Origin of the sequence: Mesorhizobium sp. M0830 (assembly GCF_040319965.1) — a bacterium.
GTDB lineage: Bacteria > Pseudomonadota > Alphaproteobacteria > Rhizobiales > Rhizobiaceae > Mesorhizobium.
In genome coordinates, this window is record NZ_JAMYOR010000054.1 from 30,979 (window position 1) to 47,826 (window position 16,848).

A 16,848-nucleotide genomic window follows, 5' to 3' on the forward strand; every position below is an offset into this window, starting at 1 on the left:
GCTGGCAGGCCCGAGCCGTTCGGCTTCCAGTTGGGGCACTCCAATTACCCTTCTGTTTGGCCACAAAGGCGCGGCGGTTGCGGCTGCTTTTGCTCTTGGTCTTCGGACAGATGATCGGGAACGGCCGCTATCGGCTCAGGTCGCCTGCGGAGGTCTGGATCTCCTTGACTGTTTCCCGCGCGATCTGGCCAAGGAGCGTGGCGTCGCTGGTAATGGTCACGATGCGGAACCCCATATCGATCATCCTTGCCGCATAGGCCGGAGCCGCACAGTGGAGGCCGGCAATCAGCCCCCTCTTGCCTGTCTCCTCGATTATGCGTGCGTAGACAGCAAGGAATCTCGTATCCTCCAGGTCTAAGGTCGGTCGCAGGCCAAACGAGAAGGCCAAATCGCTTGGGCCGACATAGACGCCGCTAATGCCAGGAACGTCCAGGATTTCATCAAGGTTCTCGACGCCCTGGCGTGTCTCTATCATCGGCAATACAACCAGTTCCTCGTTTGCGAATTCCTGATAGAGGTTCCCAGGCTCTCCATAGCCACCTGCCCGAACCGGGCCGTTCGATCGGTTCCCAGCAGGGGGGTAGAGACAGGCAGCGACGAAATCCCTCGCCTGCTCCGCAGTGTTGATCATCGGGCAGATGACGCCCCAAGCGCCAGCGTCGAGTACTTTGCCGATAATGCCAGGTTCGTTCCACGGAACTCTAACCACGGCCGTCACCGGATAGGCGCCGATCGCCTGAAAGCACTGCACCATAGTGAGGTAGTCCTGGACCCCATGTTGAAGGTCCACCGTGATGCTGTGCCACCCGGCCCTGGCCATGACTTCGGCGGAGAATCCCGAGGGGATAGCCAACCAACCGTTTAGACAGGCCTTGCCGCTCGCAAGACGCGCGTTCAGGGCGTTTTTCAAAAAAGTCTCCTGTGAGTCTTGGCCGTTTGATATATCCAAAGGTGCTCAGCTCTCGAAACTGAAAGGCCCTGCAAAAGCTGGCTCAACAAGAAACGATTGGACAAAGTACCGCCGGTTCGACCTTTTCTACTTGCACCCTCTCGCACAAAATGCAAGTATGATATATCGTTTTACCCAAAATGTGGCCCTCGATCGCTCTTGGTCTGGCGACAGCCGATCAAAGGGCTATCTGGAGCGAGCATTCTGGAAGCGATTTAGGCGTGCCACACGAGGGAAAAACAATGTCCAAATCCAAAGTGTTCCTAATCACCGGCGCGGCGAGCGGCATCGGCGCGGCGTTGGCCAAGCGGGCAGCCGAAGCCGGCAATACCGTCATTCTGGCCGACATCAACTTGGCTGGCGCAACAAGCGTCGCACAGGGAATTGGGCCAAAGGCAGAAGCTGTTCGGCTCGATATCTGCTCGTCGCAGCAATGGGACGACGTTCTCGAAGGAGTCAGGACGAAATTCGGCCGCTTGGATGTGTTGGTCAACAATGCCGCCATTGTCCACACCGGATACGCCCGCGATTTGAAGATGGAGCAGCATGAAGACACGATGATGACCAACTTCTTCGGGCCTGTCAGAGGGATGATGGCGGCACTTCCCAAGTTCAAGGCGCAAGGCCACGGTCATCTCGTGACGATATGCAGCATGACCGCCTTCCTGCCTTTTCCCGGCATCGCCAGCTACGCGGCAGCCAAGCATGCGCTTCGTGCCTATCACCTCGCGCTTGCGCTAGAGGAGCGAGAAAGCCCTTTAAAATTCACGATTGTCCATCCAACGTCGACCGAGACGCCGATGCTCGACAAGGAAGCGGAAGACGACGCGATGGCCTTGTCGTTCGCGGGGACTCCCGTCACCGCGGAGTTTGTCGCTGACATCGTGCTTGAGGCGATCCGGAAGAATACGGTCGAGGCATTTGCACCTCCTGAACGGGGCAAGGCTGTCAAGAAGCTTGGCGCCAGCCCACGCAGTCTTTGGAAAATGATGGAGCGAAACGCCGCGATTGGGGCCGAAAAACTTCGCGCGCGCCGGGCGGCCAAAAAAGGGTAGACCGATCAGGCTGCGAGGTGGAGTTGTGCGGAGCGGTTCCGCACCGCAGGCGGCCTGTGAACCTTGACCTAGTAAATAGGTGCGGGCGCGCCACGTCCGTAGGGGACAGCCCCGATCGCAGGCAGCCCATACATCGCGCCAGTCGAGTGCAGGGTCTTGGAAGAGGGCGGCCACGTGCGGCGTAGATGTGGCGCGAAGGTTCTGCCTCAGTTCGGCGGAACGCAGATAAGCTTAGCACAGCTCGGCGCGGCCTCTTAGGCTTCAATGCGCCCGCCCCTGTCTCGCCAGGCGCCTAAAAAGATCTCAACCGAACTATTGCGCTTGGGATTGCGATGCACGGTCCGGCTCAGGGAAGTGGCATGCTACACGGGAATTCCCTAATTCGCGCAGAACCGGGTCTTCTGTTGCGCATATGTCGCGTGCTTTCCAGCAACGCGTTCGGAATCGGCAACCGCTTGGAGGATTCACGGGATTTGGCAAATCGCCGTGAAGGACGATTCTTTTTCGGCGACGCTCGGTTCGGGGATCAGCCGTCGGAACGGCCGATAGCAACGCAACCGTGTAGGGGTGCCGAGGATTGCCGAAAATTTCTTCCCTGGAGGCGATCTCGACGATCCTTCCAAGATACATGACAGCGACCCTGTTAGATATGTGGCGGACGGTGGAAAGATTGTGAGCGACGAATAGGTAAGCGAGGCCGAGGCTCTCTTGCATATCGGCGAGAAGGTTCAGGATGCCCGCCTGGATACTGACATCGAGCGCCGAGACGGGCTCGTCGAGGATAATGAGTTTCGGGTTGACCGCGAGTGCCCTCGCTATACCCACACGCTGGCGCTGGCCTCCCGAGAGCTCGTGTGGAAAGCGCTGAAGGTGCTCTTTGTTCAGCTTCACCAATTCGATCAGCTCGCGGACGCGGCTCTGCCTCTCGCTTTTCGTGAGATCAAGCAGGCCGAGAGGTTCGGCAACGATTTCGCCAATCCGCATTCGTGGGTGCAGCGATGCGAAGGGATCCTGAAATACGACCTGAAGATGCCGGCGCTGCTGGCGCATCTCGTCATTGCTAAGCTTTGACAGGTCGACGCCATTCAAAAGGACTGCCCCGGAGGTCGGTTTGGTCAGCCTCAAAATACACCGCGCAAGCGTCGATTTTCCGCAACCGGATTCTCCGACCAGGCCAAGCGTCTCGCCGCGCATCAGATCAAAACTGACGCCTGCGACGGCTCGTACAACGGGGGCGCCGACGCCGGTCGCAAAGGCACCCCCTAGGCCGAACTCCTTGGTTAGGTTTTGCACGGAAAGCAGGACGGGCGCCGGCGCCTGGCCAGCCATTTCCGTATCACCACAGGGGGCCGATAGATTTTGGAGAATGTCCGTCATGCCGCTTTCCTTGGACTGCGGTATGCCGGAAGGCCATTTGCCAGGTGACATGCGACAGCTGAATTGCCTACTTTGGTGAGCAAAGGAGATAGCGCGCGACACTTCTCGATGGCGAAACTACACCGCGGGTGAAATGCGCAGCCATTCGGAATTGTTTGAGGCGTTGGGGGGGCGCCGCCGATGTCCGTCAGGCGTCCAATCTCCCCATTGATCTCCGGCAGCGAGCCCAGAAGGCCGCGGGTGTAGGGATGTGCGGGATTGTCGAAAAGGTCGTCGACGCTCGCCTGCTCGACGACCGACCCGGCGTACATCACGGAGACGGCTTCCGCCATTCCAGCAACGACGCCGAGGTCATGGGTAATCAGCACCAGCCCAGTGTTGTTGCGATGGCAGAGCTGCTCCAGCAGCTCAAGAATCTGGGCCTGTACCGTGACATCCAAAGCCGTGGTCGGTTCATCGGCGATGATCAAGTCGGGCTTGTTGGCGATGGCGATGGCGATCACCACCCGTTGGCGCATTCCGCCCGAGAACTCATGAGGATATTGCTCCATTCGCTTCTCAGGGAACGGAATTGCCACCTCGGCAAGCAAATCCATGGCTCGCCTGCGGATGTCGGTGTCCGACATCGCGGAGTTGTGAATGCGGATCGCTTCCATAACCTGGTCGCCGACTGTCAAGACTGGGTTGAGTGCGGTGAGAGGATCCTGAAAGATCATTGCCATTCGAGAGCCGCGCAGCCGTTGCAGCTCTTTCGGGGCGATGCCAACCAATTCGGTTCCAAGCAGCTTCGCAGAGCCGCTGATCAGGGTCGACTGGGGCAGGAGGCCCATGAGCGCGCGCATCGTCACACTCTTTCCCGATCCTGACTCGCCAACCACGCTTATGATCTCGCCCTTTCGCAGCGAGAACGTCACGCCCCTGACAGCGTCCACATGAGCTTCGGGAGTGTCGAAGGCGACCTTGAGGTCTCGAACCTCAAGCAGGACAGCATCGCTCATGAGCCTTTCCTCGGGTCAAGGATGTCACGCACTCTGTCACCGATGAAATTCAGCGCCAGCACGACGGTGAGAATGGCTAATCCCGGTGCTGTGGCGATCCACCAGTAATAGTAATTGACAGCACCGTCGGAGACCATAGCGCCCCATTCGGGCGCAGGCGGGGCGGCGCCCAGCCCGATAAAGCTGAGCGAGGCCGCAAGCAGCACGACCTGGCCGAAATCCATCGTGGCGTTGATCAGGATCGGCGTCCAGCAGAGGGGCAGAATATAGCGAGTCAACAGCCTCCGCGGCCTGACTCCGGACGAAATAGCCGCGTCCACATGTTCCATGTGTTTGACGCTTATGACTTGTGCTTGCATTAGCCGGGCATAAAGCGGCCACCAAACCACAATCATCGCCAGTGTCGCCGTCCACAGGCCGGGTCCCAGGGACGCCGCTACCGCCATGGCCAACAGCATCGGCGGGAACGACAGCGTTATGTCCACCATGCGCATGATCAAGGTGTTGGTCCATCCTCCGAAAAAACCGGCGATGGCGCCGAGCGCGCTACCGAAAAGAGCACCCGCAACCACCACCGTCGTTGCGATGGGGATCGAATATGACGCGCCGGCCATTGTTCGGGAAAATACATCCCGGCCAAGCGAGTCCGTCCCAAACGGATGTGAATAGCTGGGCGGCTGCAGGCGATGCCCGACCATATCAAGAGACGGGTAAGGCGCCCAGAATTGCGAAGTCATCGCAGCGAAAATCCAGAACAGAATAATGACCAAGCCGATGTAGCTCGGCGCGCTCGACCAAAGGTTACGACGGCGCCTCGATCCCGTCCGAGGCAAGGTGGATGGGATGCTTGTCATCTGCATACCTATTGTAGCTTGATCCTGGGGTCGACGGATACGTATGTCAGGTCGGTGACGAGGTTTGTCAGGAGGAAGAACGCGCCACCGAGCAAGGTCACCCCCATGATCGCGGGGTAGTCAAGCGCCCGCGCGGAGTCGACTGCATACGAACCAATTCCAGGCCAGGAGAAAATCGTTTCGGTCAGAACGGCGCCAGTAAGAAGAAATGCGAAAGAATATCCAATAACCGTTATTGCCGGAATGAGTGCGTTTCTCAAGGCGTGATGGAAGAGAACGCCCCTGTCGGTTGCGCCTTTGGCCTTGGCCATCAAAATGTAATCCTGACCGAGAACATCGAGCATGCTGGCGCGGACCAAGCGTGAGATGATGCCCGTAATTGACCAGCCAAGCACTGCGGCGGGCAATATCAGGTGCGACAAAGCCTCGAGGAAGGTCGAAAACTTGCCCTGGAGAAGCGCATCCACCGTGTAGAATCCTGTGAACGTGTCCAAGGCCGGCGAGCGCGAATCGAGGCGGCCAGGGCCTGGCATCAGCCCGAGTTGAACCGAGAAGATAGACAAGGCGGCCAGACCCGACCAAAAGACTGGCAGCGAAGAGCCAAGCAGTGCGAATAGCCTGACGAGATGGTCGACTAGCGTGTCACGCATTCTCGCCGCCAGGACCCCCAGCAAGATCCCGGAAGCAGACCCAACCAGCAATGCGGCCACAACGAGTTCCATAGTCGCGGGGAGGCGCTCCAGAAGGTCCTGGGACACTGGGCGCTTCGTCCGGAAAGACGTGCCAAGATCGCCGGAAGCGATGTTCTTGATGTACACGACGTATTGCTCAATTGGGCTTTTATCCAGGCCCCATCTTGCCTTGGCCGCCGCTACGGCCTCCGGATTGCTGAGCTGCCGTTCCGGTAGGATCGATGTCAAGGGATCTGCCTGCGCCAGATGCGATAGAATGAAAGCGATAGTCACCACGCCAAGCAGAAGCGGAGGCAGTCCGGCCAAACGCCTCAACATGTATCTATAGGCTTGCATCGGCTGCTCCTGTGCTGATCCCGGAGATCATCGCCTTCCAAGTCGCGACTTTCCCAGGAACTGCGACACAGCGTCGGGCGATATCTGCTGTTGCCATGGCCTATGTCCTCTGGCGTGCCGAGCTGGCAGGGCTTCATTTGATATATCATAAGTGCCAGTTTCGAGCGTCTGTCAATTTCTTTTTCGAGCGGTCGTCGTGATTTCGGCTGGGCAAAGTGGCGAGACAATACCACCTCCCGCCGCGACACACCTCAAGACGCAGGGGCTGGGGCGGTGTCGAAGCATGCCAATGCCAGATTGGGGCAAAGCGTGGCCGTTATGCCCTTACAGAGCGCCGGAACTCGCCGGCCCATCGCGCCCGCCCCTGACGGTCCGGTGGGCCTAATACCCTCCACAAGGGCGGTATTCCCCCCGTTGACACTAAAAATCAGCAACGCTATACGATATATCAAATTCACGGGATGGCTTTATGAACGCCGCGCAAAACTCACTAGAGGTACAGATTCCAGCATTCGGAGAAATTGAGGAGGCGGCCAAACGCTTAAGGGGCGTACTCCCGCGAACCCGCTTGTTTGAAAGCGAAACCTTGAATCAGCGGGCAGGCGGGAGGTTGTTGATCAAAGCGGAAACATTGCTGCCTACCGGCAGCTTCAAGGTGCGCGGGGCATGGAACACGGTTTCGCAGCTCTCAAGCGAGGCGAGTCGACATGGTATCGTGGCACTTTCTTCCGGCAATCATGGCCAGGCGGTTGCCTGGGCTGCACGCAAAGCTTCGATCGCGCGGACAGTCGTCTTCATGCCGTCAACCACACCGGCGGCCAAACTCGATCGGACGCGCGCATGGGGCGCCGAAATCAGGCTGTTCGACCGGGACAGCGCGGATAGGCAATCGCTCATTGAAGGCGCCGTCGAGAAGGAAGGCCTGCATTATATACCGGCCTTTGACCATCGGCACGTGATCGCCGGCGCCGGCACCGTCGCGCTTGAGGTCGCGGAGGAATTAGCAGGCACCGCCATAGACACGTTCGTCGCCGCGTGCTCGGGCGGTGGGCTCATGGCCGGCTGCGCGCTTGCCATGGAAGCGCTTTCCTACGCTACCGAAGTATGGGGGGTCGAGCCCGAGGGCTATGACGACACCGCCCAGAGCCTGCAGCAAGGGCACATCGTAACGCTTCCGTTCACAAACCGCAGCATCTGCGATGCCATTCTCTCCCCATCTCCTGGTCCGCTGACGTTCCAGGTCAACAAGAGGCTCCTGTCTGGTGTCATGACGGGCACCGACGTGCAGGCAATGCAGGGCATGAAAAAAGCGTTTGAGGAGTTCGGCTTGGTGGTCGAGCCGGGCGGCGCCTTGGCGCTTGGCGTCCTCTTGGCCAATCGCGAGCGGACCACTGGGCGTACAACCGTCGTCGTCTTGAGTGGACGAAATGTGGACCCGGACCTGTACGCCGACGCGATACTTGCAACATCCGATGGGAGGAGAGATGACGTTTACCAAAGGCAGACTTGAGGAGCTTGGGATTGAGCTTCCGCAAATTGTGCCAGCTTCTTATAGCTACGTGCCGTTCAAGAAGATCGACAGGCTGATCTTCATTTCGGGACAAGTCCCGCGTTTGTCCGACGGTTCCTTTCTGACAGGGAAGGTGGGGCTTGACTGCAGCTTTGACGAGGCCCGCGAGGCTGCGCGGCTTTGCGGTAAGCATCTGCTGTCAGTTGCACGGTCCGTGACAGGTTCACTCGATGACATCGAGTTTCTGAAGGTGTTCGGCATGGTGAATGCCGTTCCCGATTTTCGCGACCACGCCCGGGTGATGGAAGGGTGCTCGCAGCTTTTGGTGGAAGTCTTGGGGGATCGCGGCCGCCACGCCCGCTCCGCGGTTGGCATGGGATCGCTGCCGGCGAACGTCCGGGTAGAGATCGAAGCGGTTATAGCAATCGTTAATTGAAATGCGGCCTGTCGCTCAGCACAGAGCCGAAATTGGAGCTTTTTGCAGAGTGAAGAAGTTTATCGACGATCCGGAAATACTCTCGCGTGAGTGGGATGTCATTGTCATAGGGACAGGTGTCGGGGGCGCAACAGCAGGTTATGCTCTTGCCAAGGCCGGAAAGTCAGTCCTCTTCTGCGAGAGGGGACGATATCATGTCGACTCGCCGGATTCATTGGCGGGAGACTGGCTGGAGGCTCTGACAGGGAGCGGATCCGGCGGCCTTACCGCTGAACAGAAGCGTCGTGGCGGCCGCTTCACAGGCTCCATCAATGACGTCACAGGACCCCACACACGCCAAATCTGGCCCGTCCTGGGCATTGGTACGGGCGGCAGCAGCGCGCTCTACGGCATGGTCATGGAGCGCCTGTTCCCGTCCGACTTCACCCCGGCGTCCCACTATCGCGATGCCGAGGACGCCAATTTGCCGACCTCCTGGCCGATCTCTTTCAACGAGCTCAATGAATACTATTCAAAGGCCGAGGGTCTCTACGGCGTGCGTGCGACCGTGGACCCGCTGCGTCCGCCAGGTGAAACACGCAGCATCAGAGTGCCGCCCGCTTTCACCGCCTCTGTCGAAGAACTGGCCGAGAACTTCCGGAGCAAGGGCCTTCATCCCTACCATGTGCCGGTGGCCTGCGAATACCTCCCGGGATGCCGTGAGTGTGTGGGCTATATATGTCCGCAGCGCTGCAAGCGGGATAGCGTCACCGCCTGTCTTGAGCCGGCCCTCGAACAGCATGGAGCCGCGCTGTTGTCGGAATGCGAGGTCGATACTCTCGACTCCGCCGACGGGCGGGTAACGGCCGTCAACGCCCGTTGGCGTGGAAAGCAAATTCGCCTGTCCGGCAGGAAGGTCATTCTCGCCGCCGGAGCCGTGCACACGCCTGCTATTCTCTTGCGCTCGAATGGAGCGGGCGGTCTCGCCAATGGCTCTGGCCAAGTGGGCAGAAATCTCATGCGGCATTTCGTCGATTATTACATCGTCTATACTAAGACGCGATATACGAGGGGCCCGCAAAAGCAAATTGCTATGAATGATTTCTACTTGATCGATGGCATGAAACTCGGGACGATCCAGTCAAACGGACGAATGCCTCCGGCCAGAAGCATAGCGGCCGGGTTCAAGGAGACGTTGCAGGAGGTCTGGCGACCCCTTGGCCTCCTGTATCCTGTCATCCGAGCGATTGTAGAGTTTCGCGTTCAGCGCATGTTGTCGGGCGCACATGCTCTTGTATCGTTCATGGAGGATCTGCCGTATCAGTCCAACCGTATCGGGCTCTCGGAAGACAAGCAGAACATCACACTCGAATATTCAATCGGACCGTTCGAAGCGAGGCGCCTGGCGCAGTTCAGATTGCATATCGCAAACGCGCTCAAGCCGCTCAAATTCAAGAAGATCTACCGCGCCAGCGAGAACCGGGTCCTCGGGCATGTCTGCGGGACATGCCGGTTCGGCATGGATCCGCAGACCAGCGTCTTAAATCGCGACAATCGCGCCCATGAGATCGAGAACCTCTACGTGGTCGATGCCTCCTTCTTTCCCACCAGTGGCGGAATCAACCCGTCGCTGACAATCGCCGCAAATGCACTGCGCGTGGCTGACCGGATAGTTGCGCTCGACGATGGGACCGTATCCCGTATCGCCGGCAACTCACCAAACATTGCGGAAGCCAGGAAGCATTCGTAATCCACAAGGATCCGATCAGGAAGGGAATTGCTTTGACCATCAAAGAGATCGAGAAGTCCATGTTTGCCATATCGGAGGAATGGCTCGCCAAACACCGTGAAGAGATACTGGAGCCCGACCTTCCAATCATCGACGCTCATCATCACCTTTGGGATAGAGGCCATCGCTACATGCTGGCGGATATGCTCGCGGATATAGATGTGGGCCATAATATAGTCGGCACGGTCTATGTCCAATGCCGCTCAATGTATCGCGAGGGAGGTGATCCTGACTTGGCGCCAGTTGGCGAGGTCGAGTTCGCAAACGGAGTAGCCGCCTGTGCTGCGAGCGGTACCTATGGGCCTGTCAGGGTCTGCGCAGGAATTGTCGGATTTGCCGACCTGTTTTTAGGGGAACGTGTCGACCGCGTCCTTGAAATGCATATGCAGCGCGGCGGAGAGCGGTTCAAGGGCGTGAGGCATAATTCGCCTTGGGACGCTGATCGAACCATCAAATCGACCCCGCTCGACTATCCCCCGAGGCTGCTGATGGATCCAGCTTTCCGGGCCGGGTTCTCGCGTCTGGAGCGGTATGGACTATCGTTTGACGGCTGGCTCTATCATCCGCAAATCGCCGAATTTGCGGATCTGGCGCGGACTTTTCCCGGAACCACCATGATCCTCGACCATCTTGGCGCCCCCCTCGGGATCGGGGTTTATGCCGGCAAGAGGGAGCAGGTTTTCGCCGACTGGAAAGCGAGCATGCAAGAACTTGCCCTATGCAAGAACGTGTATGTAAAGCTTGGGGGGCTAGGTTTGCACATAGCCGGTCTTGATCTTGATTTCCGACATCTGGACAAACCATCGACGTCTGCCGAGCTAGCCGAGGCGTGGCGGCCTTACATCGAAACGGCGATTGAATTGTTCGGTCCCGACAGGTGTATGTTCGAGTCAAATTTTCCGGTAGATAAAAGATCATATAGTTATCATGTCCTTTGGAATGCATTCAAGCGGCTAGCAAGCAGCTATTCAGCTTCAGAAAAGGATAACCTTTTCGGCGGAGCTGCCAAGAGAGCTTACCGGCTTAAACAAATTACTTGAAGCCGGTGTAATAGAGGCTGAAGCGAGGGCTCGATGACCAACCAACACAGTGCTGACGAGATCGCCGCAAAGTTGCGTGAGGTTGACGTCTCAAGGGCTCAGCGTCGCTGAAGCGGTTCGGCTGATAGGCGTGACGCAAGCGACGTACGAGCGGTGGCTTCGGGAGTATCACGTCCAAACGAGCCACCAGTTGTTGCGCTTGGAGGAATTGGAAGCCGAGAACACCCAACTTAGGCAAACGGTTGCTGAGCTGACGCGGGAAAATATGATCTTGGCCGAGGCTGCGCGCGGAAACTATTAAGCCCGCTCTGGCTCTCAAGTGATCGAGACGCGCGGCGCTCAAGCCGGGCCTATTCGGGCAAAACCAGGAGGCAGGTAAGTGAAAGCAGTTGTATACGAGACTTTTTCGGGCCTGCCAGAGATCAAGACTGTCCCCGACCCGAATGGGAGCCCGGGCGGCGCGGTCATAAAAGTCGAGGCTACCGGTGTCTGCCGTAGCGACTGGCACGCATGGGTGGGGCACGATCCGTCCATCGTTTTGCCGCATGTGCCTGGACACGAGTTCGCCGGCACTGTGGTGGCGAAGGGCAAAGATGTCACGCGGTGGCAGGTTGGCGATCGCGTCACGATGCCGTTTTCGTCAGGCTGCGGCCACTGTCATCAGTGCCGAACCGGCCATCAGCACATCTGTAACGTGCCATTTACACCAGGATTCTCGCATTGGGGATCCTTCGCGCAGTATGTCGCCGTGGAGCAAGCCGACTTGAACCTCGTCCGCCTGCCCGACGCGCTCGAATTCAAGGCCGCGGCAAGCCTCGGCTGCCGTTTCGTCACTTCGTTCCGGGCCGTCGTCGAGCAGGGGCGTCTGAAGCCGGGCCAGTGGCTCGCAGTCTACGGATGCGGCGGCGTCGGCCTGTCGGCGATCATGATCGGCCATGCCATGGGCGCCCAGATCGTTGCGGTGGACATCACGGCCGAAAAGCTCAGCCTTGCCAAGTCCCTCGGCGCGACCATCTGCATCAACGCCAATGATTTCCAGAACGTCCCAAAGGCGGTCGTCGATGCCACCGGCGGTGGGGCACACGTTTCAATGGACGCGCTTGGAAACAAAGTCACCTGTTTCAATTCGGTCAAGAGTCTGCGCAAGCGGGGACGCCACATCCAGGTCGGTCTGACCCTCGGGTCTCAGAGCTCTCCCGAGATACCAATGGAAGACGTCATCATGGGGGAACTGGAGATCTACGGAAGCCTCGGCATGCAATCTCACGCCTATGAGCCGATGTTCACCATGATCGGTCAGGGACTGCTTCCTATCGACCGCCTTATCGGTTCCACCACCGATCTCGCGGGCGCCATCACGGCTTTGATGAAGATGGACAAGACGGATGAGCCGGGCGTGATTGTGGTCACCGACTTTGGTTGATCCTCAAGTTTATGCAAACTTGGGTCCAATCCGTCGTCGGGAAAGGGATAGCGGGAAGGGCCTATGGGGAAATTCTTGGCGGCGAATGTTGACAAACGTACATTCTGCGTACCTGGCGAATGAATTGCGCCACTTAAGTTGCAGGGCCAAACGTGTAGGTCGACCCGTCTATCCCCCGATTCGCCCCTGAGACCTGCGGCAGAACCGCCACCGCAGGCGATCGCTTTGCAAGCTGAGCGCGGCTGTTTCAAATTTTGCGGAATGACCGCCCTAGGGTGGCATGTCCGCGACGATATGGGAGTTTTCGAAGATGAACGGTGCCGAAAGCTTGGTTCGGACGCTGCTCGCATCAGGGGTTGACACATGCTTCGCCAATCCGGGCACGAGCGAGATGCATTTCGTGGCAGCGCTCGACCAGATCCCGGGAATGCATTGCGTTCTGGGCCTCCAGGAGAACGTCGTCACCGGTATGGCCGACGGATATTTCCGGATGGCAGGAAAGCCCGCCTGCACGCTGTTGCATTGCGGGCCTGGCCTGAGCAACGGGCTCGGCAATCTCCACAACGCCCGCCGGGCAAAAAGCGGCGTTGTCAACATCGTCGGTGACCAGGCGACATATCACCGGCCCTTCGATGCGCCACTAACTGCCGATACCGAAGCACTCGCCCGCACGGTTTCCGGATGGGTTCGTACCAGCTTGTCATCGGCAAATGTCGGGCGCGACGCCGCAGTGGCTGTGCAGGCAGCGCACTTGGGCGGAGGTAGCATCTCGACCCTAATCCTACCCTCTGACGCATCATGGGACGAAGGCGGTGAAGTGGCCGAGCCTTTGCCAAAAGCAGGGTTCTCGCCGATGGATCCGCACGCGGTCGAAGTTGCAGCTCATATCCTGCGCGACAACAAGGACGTACTGCTGCTTTTGGCTGGCGGAGCCGTTCTCGCGACGGCGCAGGCACTCGTCGACCGCATTGCGCGTGCCACCGGCGCCAGCGTCATGGGCGATTTCGTGAACGCGCGCCTGGAGCGCGGCCAGGGGCGCATGCGACTTGAGCGTGTGCCTTATAATACAGATGAGGCGGTGAATGCCCTGGCGCGTTTCCGTCACATCATTCTCGTCAACGCCCGCGCTCCAGTCGGCTTCTTCGCCTATCCAGGGAAGCCTTCCCGTCAGTATTCCCCAGAGGCCCAGATCCATGTTCTCACTCGGCCCGAGCAGGATCCAATGGCTGCATTGGAGGCACTTGCCGCTGCGTTAGGTGCAGCCAAGGCTACAGCGTTTGTCTCAGGGCGCCGGCCTGAACGTGTCACTGGCAAACCATCTCCAGAGGGCTTGGCCCTAACATTGGCCGCTGTGATGCCGGAGCACGCAATCATATCAGACGAAAGCGTCTCGTACGGGCGGGGCTTCTACCAACACACTTTCGATGCGCCGCCGCATGATTGGCTTCATCTGGCGGGGGGCGCCATAGGGGATGGGCTGCCAGTAGCGACAGGTGCAGCAATCGGAGCGGATGGCGAACGCCGCGTCATCAGCCTCCAAGCTGATGGGTCGGCTATGTATTCTCTGCAATCACTTTGGACGCAGGCGCGAGAGCGACTGCCCTGTACGACGATCATCCTGAGCAACAGAAAATACAATATACTAATCGGCGAGTACAAGGGTGTCGGGGCGGTGCCTGGGCCGGTTGCCATGGATATGCTGGATCTGTCGAACCCTGACATCGATTGGGTCAAGCTCGCAAACGGTATGGGCGTTGAAGCAGCTCCCGCCGCCACCCTCGAACAATGCGCTGATCTGATGCGGCAAAGTTTCAAGCAGAAAGCACCGTTTCTGATCGAATTGGCCATCTAGCAACGAGAGCGAGCGCTTTCATTGGTCTCAGGCCTTAGTAGCTTGATCGGATCAAGTTGGCGGCCGCTTCTGCATTGCTGCGGCTACTCGTCAGACCGACCGTTGACAACGCACTGAGCGCTGGGGTATTCATCCTAATCGTTTAGGTTACGCCTGTGGGCTGACTTGGCGACCGGAGGATCGACCCTTGGCAAGATCAACGATGCGCGACATCAGTCGCGCAACAGGCCTATCTGTATTCACGGTGTCGCGCGCTCTGAGCGGAGCCGACGGGGTCTCCTCGGCAAGCCGACAGCAGGTGCTGAAAGCTGCGAGCGACCTCGGATATGTCCTTAACCGCGCTGCCCAGGAACTGCGCCGGGCCAGCCGAGACTCGGTTGCCGTCATTACTGCAAGTACTTCCAATTCCTATTATCTCGATCTGATGGCAGGCATACAGCAGGCGCTGGAACCTTCCGAGTGGACGGTGGTTGTCGGCGACGTCGCGGTCAACGGGCTGTATGATGCCCGTCTGGAGGACAGGATGATCCACCGCTTAATCGAGTCGAGGACCGCCGGCGTAATTTCGACGCTGACACTGACGGCCGAGAACACACGACTGCTTGAGCGCTGGGATATTCCGCTGGTCTTTGTCGACTCCTCGCCGCCTGCCGAGGCCTCGCATACGCCAAGTGTGACGACCGACAATTACAACGCCAGTCTGATGGTGGGCAAACATCTCGCCGAGCATGGGTACAAGGACTGGCTGTTTCTGGTTTATCCGTCAAAATGGTCGACGCGCTTCGATCGTGAGCGCGGCATAAGGGAGGCAGCGCGGAGCCACGGGGCCGACCTCTTGGTCCTGGAATCGGAGAACGACGCACGGTCGGGTTACAGCACATTGGCGCGTCATCTCGACGTCACCGGCAAAGTTCCGCGGGCGCTGATCGCAGGCAACAACCCGCTGCTGCTCGGCTCCATGAAACTTGCCGCTGAAAGGCGCATCGCAATACCGCAGGAAATGGCTGTTGTGGCGTATGACGAATTCGCATGGTCGGAGCTTACCGATCCGCCGATGACGGTGTTGAACGAGCATAGCGAGCAGATCGGACACCTCGCGGCGGTGACCCTGCGCAGGATTATTGACAAGCAGGTCGAAGCCGAGAAGCAGGGCAATGTTGTCACCCCAATCTATCTTCCCGAGGATCAGCAGCGTGTGCCTGCCCGTCTGACAATCCGCAGCTCCTGCGGGTGTTCGAGAGACGGAGCGCATGCGCGCGGGCCGATGGCCTCACAAGCAGCCTAACTACAACTTGAATTGGAAAGATGATGACCGAATTTTTCGCGCCCGTACCTAAACGATTAGGGTAATCGAAACTCGGAGTCTAACCGCGGTGATTGTCGCGGCTCGGCAGTCAAGGAAACCGAATTTGCCATCACATCACGATGGCAGACTACAAGGAGGAAACGCCATGAAAGCAACCACTAATATCCGGCTAATTGCCGCCGCATCCCTTCTGACGTTCGGCCTGTCCTGCGGGGGATCACCGGCAAGTGCCGAAGGCAAGCTTCCCAGCAAGATCGAGAAAATCGGCCTGATGGTGCAGGACATGTCCAATCCGTTCTTCTCCGCCATGACGAAAGGCGCGGAAGATGCAGCCAAGCAGATCGGCGCCACCGTCAACGTGCAGGACGCGCAACTCGACCTGGCTAACCAAAACACCCAGATCGATGCCTTCATGCAGCAGGGCGTCAATCTGATCGTCATTTCTGCGGTAGACGAAGCCGGCATCGAGCCGGCTATCCAGCGGGCCAAGGATGCCGGCATCATTGTCATCGCAGTCGATACTCCGGCTCACGGTGCCGACGCGGTGATCATGACCAATGCCGTACAGGCGGGCGAGAAATCATGCGAGTACCTGTTCCAGCAAATGGGCGGAAAGGGTCAGGTGCTCCTGGTGGACGGCACGCCCATCCAGACCATCATCGACCGGATCAATGGCTGCAAGACTGTCGCCGCGAAGTTTCCCGATATCAAGATCGTTGGCCAGCAAGCCTCGAAGAATGACCGGGCCTCTGGCCTCGCCGTGACAACCGACATGCTGACGGCCAACCCGGACGTCACCGGTATCTTCGGCATGAACGATCCGTCAGCGCTCGGCGCGGTGCTCGCAGTCGAACAGGCTGGCAAGACCAGCCAGATCAAGGTCACCGGCGTGGACGGCAGCCCCGAAGCGGTCGCCGAACTGAAGCGGGAAGGATCACCGTTCATCGGCTCCGCCACGCAGAACCCGGCGGAGATGGTGCGCCAGGCGGTCAAGGTCGCGCAGGACATGATTGCGGGCAAGGCGCCGAAGGACAAAACCATCCTTATCGAAAGCGTTCTCGTCACTCGCGACAACGTCACCCAGTATCCCGGCTGGTAAAGTCTCCCAGACCAGCCCCTGCCGGGCGCCCCCCGCGCGCCCCCGCCCCCCCCCCCCCCCCCCACATCCCGACCGGGAGGCTCAGGGAGGGAGGCGAGGCAAGGCCGGACACGGGCCCGCGCGGTGGAAGAATAAAAAAAGCCACCGCCGCAC

15 protein-coding genes are annotated in these 16,848 nt (G+C 58.9%); 10 read left to right on the plus strand and 5 right to left on the minus strand.

Features of this window, described 5'->3' with window-relative positions:
* Window positions 1–127: 127 nt before the first annotated feature.
* Window positions 128–910, minus strand: a complete 783-nt coding sequence (locus NKI20_RS25755; RefSeq protein ID WP_352835619.1) for an HpcH/HpaI aldolase family protein — start codon at window positions 908–910, stop codon at window positions 128–130.
* A 179-nt stretch (window positions 911–1,089) separates the two neighbouring features.
* Between NKI20_RS25755 and NKI20_RS25760 the strand changes: the two genes are divergently transcribed.
* On the plus strand, window positions 1,090–2,004 hold the full coding sequence (locus NKI20_RS25760; protein ID WP_352835622.1) for an SDR family NAD(P)-dependent oxidoreductase: 915 nt from the start codon (window positions 1,090–1,092) through the stop codon (window positions 2,002–2,004).
* Window positions 2,005–2,316: 312 nt separating this feature from the next.
* Here the strand turns inward: NKI20_RS25760 and NKI20_RS25765 are convergent, their stop codons facing one another.
* The 4 genes from NKI20_RS25765 to NKI20_RS25780 form a co-directional block, all read right to left on the minus strand.
* Entirely contained in the window at window positions 2,317–3,333 is a 1,017-nt protein-coding gene (locus tag NKI20_RS25765) for an ABC transporter ATP-binding protein (protein ID WP_352835664.1), read from the minus strand.
* Between the two features lie 44 nt (window positions 3,334–3,377).
* A complete protein-coding gene (locus NKI20_RS25770; protein WP_352835625.1) occupies window positions 3,378–4,379 on the minus strand; it encodes an ABC transporter ATP-binding protein in 1,002 nt (333 codons plus the stop codon).
* Window positions 4,376–5,149, minus strand: a complete 774-nt coding sequence (locus NKI20_RS25775) for an ABC transporter permease (protein WP_352835628.1) — start codon at window positions 5,147–5,149, stop codon at window positions 4,376–4,378. The genes NKI20_RS25770 and NKI20_RS25775 overlap by 4 nt, the downstream gene beginning before the upstream one ends.
* A gap of 92 nt (window positions 5,150–5,241) precedes the next feature.
* Complete coding sequence (locus NKI20_RS25780; RefSeq protein ID WP_050578024.1) at window positions 5,242–6,261, minus strand: ABC transporter permease; 1,020 nt, start codon at window positions 6,259–6,261, stop codon at window positions 5,242–5,244.
* 469 nt (window positions 6,262–6,730) lie between these two features.
* Here NKI20_RS25780 and NKI20_RS25785 point away from each other — a divergent pair, with 469 nt between their 5' ends.
* The 9 genes from NKI20_RS25785 (at window position 6,731) to NKI20_RS25825 (ending at window position 16,695) form a co-directional block, all read left to right on the plus strand.
* Window positions 6,731–7,771 carry a threonine ammonia-lyase gene (locus NKI20_RS25785; protein WP_352835631.1) on the plus strand — a complete coding sequence of 347 codons (1,041 nt, stop codon included), beginning with the start codon at window positions 6,731–6,733 and terminating at the stop codon, window positions 7,769–7,771.
* Window positions 7,746–8,207, plus strand: coding sequence for a RidA family protein (locus tag NKI20_RS25790; RefSeq protein ID WP_352835634.1), 462 nt, complete (start codon window positions 7,746–7,748; stop codon window positions 8,205–8,207). Before NKI20_RS25785 ends, NKI20_RS25790 begins: the two co-directional genes overlap by 26 nt.
* Before the next feature lie 49 nt (window positions 8,208–8,256).
* Window positions 8,257–9,936 (plus strand): GMC oxidoreductase, encoded by a 1,680-nt coding sequence (locus tag NKI20_RS25795; RefSeq protein ID WP_352835637.1) that lies wholly within the window; start codon window positions 8,257–8,259, stop codon window positions 9,934–9,936.
* A gap of 32 nt (window positions 9,937–9,968) precedes the next feature.
* Window positions 9,969–11,015, plus strand: a complete 1,047-nt coding sequence (locus NKI20_RS25800) for an amidohydrolase family protein (RefSeq protein ID WP_352835640.1) — start codon at window positions 9,969–9,971, stop codon at window positions 11,013–11,015.
* 76 nt (window positions 11,016–11,091) lie between these two features.
* The gene (locus NKI20_RS25805; protein ID WP_352835643.1) at window positions 11,092–11,316 is read left to right on the plus strand and encodes a transposase; all 225 of its coding nucleotides are present in this window, start codon (window positions 11,092–11,094) and stop codon (window positions 11,314–11,316) included.
* Between the two features lie 78 nt (window positions 11,317–11,394).
* The gene (locus NKI20_RS25810) at window positions 11,395–12,438 is read left to right on the plus strand and encodes a zinc-dependent alcohol dehydrogenase family protein (RefSeq protein WP_352835645.1); all 1,044 of its coding nucleotides are present in this window, start codon (window positions 11,395–11,397) and stop codon (window positions 12,436–12,438) included.
* A 310-nt stretch (window positions 12,439–12,748) separates the two neighbouring features.
* The gene (locus tag NKI20_RS25815) at window positions 12,749–14,290 is read left to right on the plus strand and encodes an acetolactate synthase large subunit (RefSeq protein ID WP_352835648.1); all 1,542 of its coding nucleotides are present in this window, start codon (window positions 12,749–12,751) and stop codon (window positions 14,288–14,290) included.
* A 202-nt stretch (window positions 14,291–14,492) separates the two neighbouring features.
* Complete coding sequence (locus tag NKI20_RS25820; RefSeq protein ID WP_352835651.1) at window positions 14,493–15,575, plus strand: LacI family DNA-binding transcriptional regulator; 1,083 nt, start codon at window positions 14,493–14,495, stop codon at window positions 15,573–15,575.
* 166 nt (window positions 15,576–15,741) lie between these two features.
* Window positions 15,742–16,695, plus strand: coding sequence for an ABC transporter substrate-binding protein (locus tag NKI20_RS25825; protein WP_023704384.1), 954 nt, complete (start codon window positions 15,742–15,744; stop codon window positions 16,693–16,695).
* The last annotated feature ends 153 nt before the right edge of the window (window positions 16,696–16,848 follow it).

Bases quoted from the DNA above. Each gene is read 5' to 3' on its own strand.
- NKI20_RS25760 (WP_352835622.1), top strand. From the start codon at position 1,090: ATGTGGCCCTCGATCGCTCTTGGTCTGGCGACAGCCGATCAAAGGGCT.
- NKI20_RS25765 (WP_352835664.1), bottom strand. From the start codon at position 3,333: ATGGCTGGCCAGGCGCCGGCGCCCGTCCTGCTTTCCGTGCAAAACCTA.
- NKI20_RS25770 (WP_352835625.1), bottom strand. From the start codon at position 4,379: ATGAGCGATGCTGTCCTGCTTGAGGTTCGAGACCTCAAGGTCGCCTTC.
- NKI20_RS25780 (WP_050578024.1), bottom strand. From the start codon at position 6,261: ATGCAAGCCTATAGATACATGTTGAGGCGTTTGGCCGGACTGCCTCCG.
- NKI20_RS25785 (WP_352835631.1), top strand. From the start codon at position 6,731: ATGAACGCCGCGCAAAACTCACTAGAGGTACAGATTCCAGCATTCGGA.
- NKI20_RS25790 (WP_352835634.1), top strand. From the start codon at position 7,746: ATGACGTTTACCAAAGGCAGACTTGAGGAGCTTGGGATTGAGCTTCCG.
- NKI20_RS25815 (WP_352835648.1), top strand. From the start codon at position 12,749: ATGAACGGTGCCGAAAGCTTGGTTCGGACGCTGCTCGCATCAGGGGTT.
- NKI20_RS25820 (WP_352835651.1), top strand. From the start codon at position 14,493: ATGCGCGACATCAGTCGCGCAACAGGCCTATCTGTATTCACGGTGTCG.
- NKI20_RS25825 (WP_023704384.1), top strand. From the start codon at position 15,742: ATGAAAGCAACCACTAATATCCGGCTAATTGCCGCCGCATCCCTTCTG.